Below are 4,542 nucleotides of genomic sequence, written 5' to 3'. Positions count from 1 at the left end.
TGTTGACACTCCTGATATTCCGGTGACATGGGCTGCGATCCTCATCTGTGCCTTCGGCGGTATCCCCGGTGCCGTCATCCTTATCCTGCTTGCGATCGCAGGGATAACCGTCTGATCTATGAAAGCGATCCTTCGTGCCTGGTGTGACGATCATGAGATCCCGCTCATGGGAGTTGCAGATGTGAGTCGGTGGAAGAGCCCGCTCTTTCAGCCATGGATTCCGGATGCATATCATCCCGACTCTCTCTTCCCCGGAGCTCGTTCTGTGGTCACGATCGGCCTTCCTGTGCATCTCCCATCGCTTGAATCCTCACCCTCGATCCAGTACCACGAGATGTACCGGACGATCAATACCCTCCTTGACCAGTACACCTACCGGATTGCAGAGCGTCTGAACCAGGCAGGCTATCCGTCGGTCTCGATCCCGCGGGACGGGTATGGCGGTATCGGGGCGCTTCTGAAGAATCCCGCATCATTCTTCTCACATCGCCATGCTGCATACCTTGCTGGTCTTGGGACATTTGGTTTGAATAACATGCTTCTGACGCCTGAGTATGGTCCACGGGTAAGGTTCGGATCGGTCTTCACAACATGTGAGATCGAGGCCGATCCACTGCAGGCCACCGATCTCTGCACACACTGTATGGAGTGTGTAGACCGCTGTCCTGTCCGGGCTGTCAGCTCTCTTGGGTATCCGGAAGGGAAGACCGATACGATCGCGTGCGCAAAGTACAGCGCCGCTTTAAACAAACGACAGATCTCACCCTGCGGTCTCTGCATCAAGGTATGCCCGATCGGTTCAGATCGTGCATTCTATGGGCGGGAAGATGTCAGGGTGTACCGGGAAGATGAAGGGGAGACCCCCCTGAAGAAGGCATGGGAGCATATCAGATCCCATGGCAGCCTTTAGAAGACACTCGCCTCTGAATAGACGATCACATCATCAGGCTGGATCTCATATGGCTTGATCTCGCGGGAGTGCTGGGATCTTCGCATCTTTACCACCTCGACTGCGAGGTGGGTGCCTGAGAGGTCGCTTGCACGGACATATCTGAGCAGAATGACACAGTCGACAAGATACTCGACCAGACCGTACTTACTTGCATACGGGATCTGGGTGTCGGTCTCACTTGTCATCAGGAGTGTGCAGTCTTCATCACGCATCATCTCAACGAACCGGAACATCTCAAGTCTCCGGCTGGCTTCATCAGGGAGGAGGCCTTCAAAGAGTGATATCGGGTCGATGACGATCCGGGATGCCTTCGTCTCCCTGATGAGAGCCGGGATATCATTTTTGATGCTGTTGATTGCTAGTGTGAAGTCTGTCGGATCAAGTTTGATTAAAAAGAAGGTCGTGTCCATATAGGCATCAAGATCATATCCACGTCGTTTGATACTCTCTTTGAGCATCTCTGCTCGCTCGTCCAGGCTGATGAATATGCAGGTTTCACCCTTCTTCAGCCCTTCAAATATGAAATTGATCGCAAATGTTGTCTTGCCGGTACCGTATGTCCCGATGATGCCGGTGACTGAGTTTTTAATGAGGCCCCCGCCAAGCATCTCATCAAGCCCGTCGATCCCAAGCTTAATGCGTTGATCGCCCCTCCAATCTGCGGCCTTCTGCGTCTTCTTAGGTTTCTGATCCGAAGTCTCAAAATAAAAATCCATATCAGGACTGCTTTCTTCTGTCTCTGCTTCTCTCTGGGATGGCTCAGCATCTTCGTATACTATCTCTGGCTTTTCCGGTTCTCCTGAGTCTATTCTTTGGATCTGCCGCTCTGTTGCTCCAAAACCTTCGGGTTTCAGATCCGACCCGTTTTGTCTCTTCCCATCTCCATTCACTGCAGAGAAGTTGTCATCCATCTAGATTACCATCCTTATATTCTCCACATCAAACCCGCTTGATGCACCGATCCTGACTGCAAACTTGACGAGGTCACGTTCTTCGAGATATGGCATGACCCCCCGGAACTTCATGAAATACATGATCCTCTGCCGACGCTGGCCTGACCCCTCCTCCCATTTGAAGAGGATGACTGCATCGGCACAGTCACAGATCTCAAGTTCACGGTACGAATCCAGGATTCCCCGTGTGAGATGGAGAAATATTGTGGTGTTCCAGGTCTTCGCAACCCGCTGAAGGCCTCTGAGGAATGCGACGAGATTGTTCCACCGTCCGGGATCGTTATAGAGACCGGCAATGTCGGTGAGGGAGTCGAGGATGATCAGGCTCTTTGGTCTGCCCTCATCCAGTGTTGCGATCAGATCGGCAAGTATGCTGTCATGTTCAGCCTTCTTTCTCTGCATCCGGGCAACGACACCTCCCTGATTATCATACCAGTTTGCAGGGACGACACTCCGTTCAAAGTATCCTGCTGAGAGATCCCTGAATATGACCCGTTCAGCTATTCCTTCGGTCAGGTCCTTCTTAAATGATCGGTTGATCTCCCCGATGATATCCTCCTTCGTGCGGGTAATACTGATATAGCGGATCTCTTCAGGAAGTAACAGACCCTCTCCACTCTGTTTTTTCATCCTGGCATGGGTGATGAGAGAGGTGTATGCAAACTCGGCACTCCCGGCTCCGATATCTGAGAGGAGGAGGATGAGGGATCCCGGCACCACTCCTCCATTCAAGACCGGGTCAAGTGATGTGATCCCGGTAGGCATCCTGCTTGTTGTCTGATCAGACATAATCATCTCTCTCTTATGACGATCAGGTTATTTAGGTTTCCTCCTTTTGGATAAGGTATATCTCTTTTGCGGGTGAGGATACCTGTAATAACGGGTGAGATCCCGTGATGAGGAGATATCTCTCGTGGATGAAGAAGAGAAGAAGAATGATGAGCGTGTCCTCCCTGCACCGGATAGTGACCACTATGGTTCAAAGAAGGAGAAAAAAAAGCGTTCATTTGGTTTTCTTTCATTTCTGAAGAGATCTGAAGCAGAGAGCATACAACCTACAACAAATCCCTGGGATGAATCACCCCCTACAACACAGGTTCAGTCCCCCTCTCAGGAGAGTGCTACCCCGGAGCAGACGAATACCGCTGCAACTGACGTGGACCGCAGGGTGCCTCCCGGATTCTGGGACTCGCCCCGACCTGATATCTCGGGAGAAATACCCTCCTCCTCCCCCGATACTGATGAGGCAGGTCCTGTGGATGATCTGCCTCCTCCCGGGATGGTGGAAACACCCTCTCCTGATCCTCATACTGACGAATCGCTTCCACTACCCGAAACTCCGGATGATACCCACGTTAAAGGATCTCTCTCCTCCCCCGATACTGATGAGGCTGGTCCTGTGGATGATCTGCCTCCTCCCGTGATGGTGGAAACACCTTCTCTTGATCCCCTTACGGACGAATCGCTTCCACTGCCCGAAACTCCGGATGATACCCACGTTGAAGGATCTCCGTCCTCCCCCGATACTGATGAGGCAGGTCCTGTGGATGATCTGCCTCCTCCCGGGATGATGGCAAAATCCTCAGAATCTGCCGATCAGGTGCCCACATATCCTCCTGAGGAACGGATTCCGTTTACGAGACAGGATCCGGTGTCTGCTTCGCCGACGAAGAAAGATCTCCCTGAACGCCGCTCCCTCCTTTCTGTTTTTCGAAAGAAGGAAGCCCCTCTGAAGGTTCCTGAATATGTTTTTGATACCAATGGTTCCCTTGTACATGCTGTTCTTCTGGAAAATGAAGAGGAGGTTGATTCATACTGGATCGAAAAAGGTCTCTCACTTGTTACAATCACCTACAACAAAAAAACCAGGCTGAAGGAGTACCATCTCTCTGAACCGGTTCTGACACAGTTCGAGTACGAACTGCTGGAGCGGGTATATGAGGATCTCCGTGACATTCTTATCCTTACCGACACTGAGATTCGTGAAAGGCCACAGCTGCTTCTCTTCAGAAAGACCGAAGATCTCCTCAGCCAGTATGGGTTGAAACTTGAACCGGAGACGATGTATAAACTGCGCTATTATCTCAAACGCAACTTCCTCGGCTGGTCAAGAATTGATCCCCTGATGAAAGATCTTGATATTGAGGATATCTCCTGTGACGGACATGATATCCCGCTTTTCCTCTATCATCGAAAACACAGAAACATCAGGACAAATATCCAGTTTCCTGAACAGCAGCTGAACTCGCTTGCGATCTCACTTGCACAACGATCCGGAAAACACATCTCAATAGGAAGCCCGATACTTGATGCCACACTCCCGGAAGGCTCCCGTCTCCAGCTGACCCTCGGTACCGAGGTGACGACCAGAGGTTCATCGTTTACTATTCGTAAATTCCGGCCTGAACCGTTCACCCCGATCGAACTGATGGAGAAGGGCACCTTCAGTGTTGATCAGCTCGTCTATTTCTGGCTCGCAATCGAGAACAACAAGAGTCTCCTGTACATCGGTGGGACGGCGTCCGGGAAGACTTCGTCTTTAAATGCGATGTCACTCTTCATTCCGCCGCTTGCAAAGGTCGTCTCAATTGAAGATACCCGTGAGATCATGTTATATCGGGAGAACTGGATCGCAAG

5 protein-coding genes are annotated in these 4,542 nt (G+C 51.2%); 3 read left to right on the top strand and 2 right to left on the bottom strand.

Going from position 1 to position 4,542, the window contains the following annotated elements; all coding sequences use genetic code 11:
- Positions 1–22 precede the first annotated feature (22 nt).
- Entirely contained in the window at positions 23–115 is a 93-nt protein-coding gene (locus Q7V06_RS10410) for a hypothetical protein (RefSeq protein ID WP_370650807.1), read from the top strand.
- A 3-nt stretch (positions 116–118) separates the two neighbouring features.
- Positions 119–910, top strand: coding sequence for a 4Fe-4S binding protein (locus Q7V06_RS03845; protein ID WP_304838355.1), 792 nt, complete (start codon positions 119–121; stop codon positions 908–910).
- On the opposite strand, the gene Q7V06_RS03840 is transcribed toward Q7V06_RS03845, so the two are convergent.
- Both Q7V06_RS03840 and Q7V06_RS03835 read right to left on the bottom strand, forming a co-directional pair.
- Positions 907–1,863 carry a KaiC domain-containing protein gene (locus Q7V06_RS03840; RefSeq protein ID WP_370650806.1) on the bottom strand — a complete coding sequence of 319 codons (957 nt, stop codon included), beginning with the start codon at positions 1,861–1,863 and terminating at the stop codon, positions 907–909. The two genes, Q7V06_RS03845 and Q7V06_RS03840, sit on opposite strands and share 4 nt — an antisense overlap.
- Positions 1,864–2,694: an ATPase domain-containing protein gene (locus tag Q7V06_RS03835; protein ID WP_304838352.1), complete on the bottom strand. Its 831-nt coding sequence runs from the start codon at positions 2,692–2,694 to the stop codon at positions 1,864–1,866. It abuts the gene before it with no gap.
- Positions 2,695–2,818: 124 nt separating this feature from the next.
- On the opposite strand from Q7V06_RS03835, the gene Q7V06_RS10405 reads away from it, so the two are divergent.
- The coding region (locus tag Q7V06_RS10405) for an ATPase, T2SS/T4P/T4SS family (protein ID WP_370650805.1) at positions 2,819–4,542 on the top strand (1,724 nt) is incomplete at its 3' end.

The sequence above is a fragment of the Methanocalculus sp. genome (assembly GCF_030651615.1).
GTDB lineage: Archaea > Halobacteriota > Methanomicrobia > Methanomicrobiales > Methanocorpusculaceae > Methanocalculus.
Note: the sequence above shows the minus strand (reverse complement) of the source record. Positions and strands in the feature narration are given on the sequence as shown.

Coding starts and splice junctions, on each gene's coding strand:
- Q7V06_RS03840 (WP_370650806.1), bottom strand. CDS start 1,863: ATGGATGACAACTTCTCTGCAGTGAATGGAGATGGGAAGAGACAAAAC.
- Q7V06_RS03845 (WP_304838355.1), top strand. CDS start 119: ATGAAAGCGATCCTTCGTGCCTGGTGTGACGATCATGAGATCCCGCTC.
- Q7V06_RS03835 (WP_304838352.1), bottom strand. CDS start 2,694: ATGTCTGATCAGACAACAAGCAGGATGCCTACCGGGATCACATCACTT.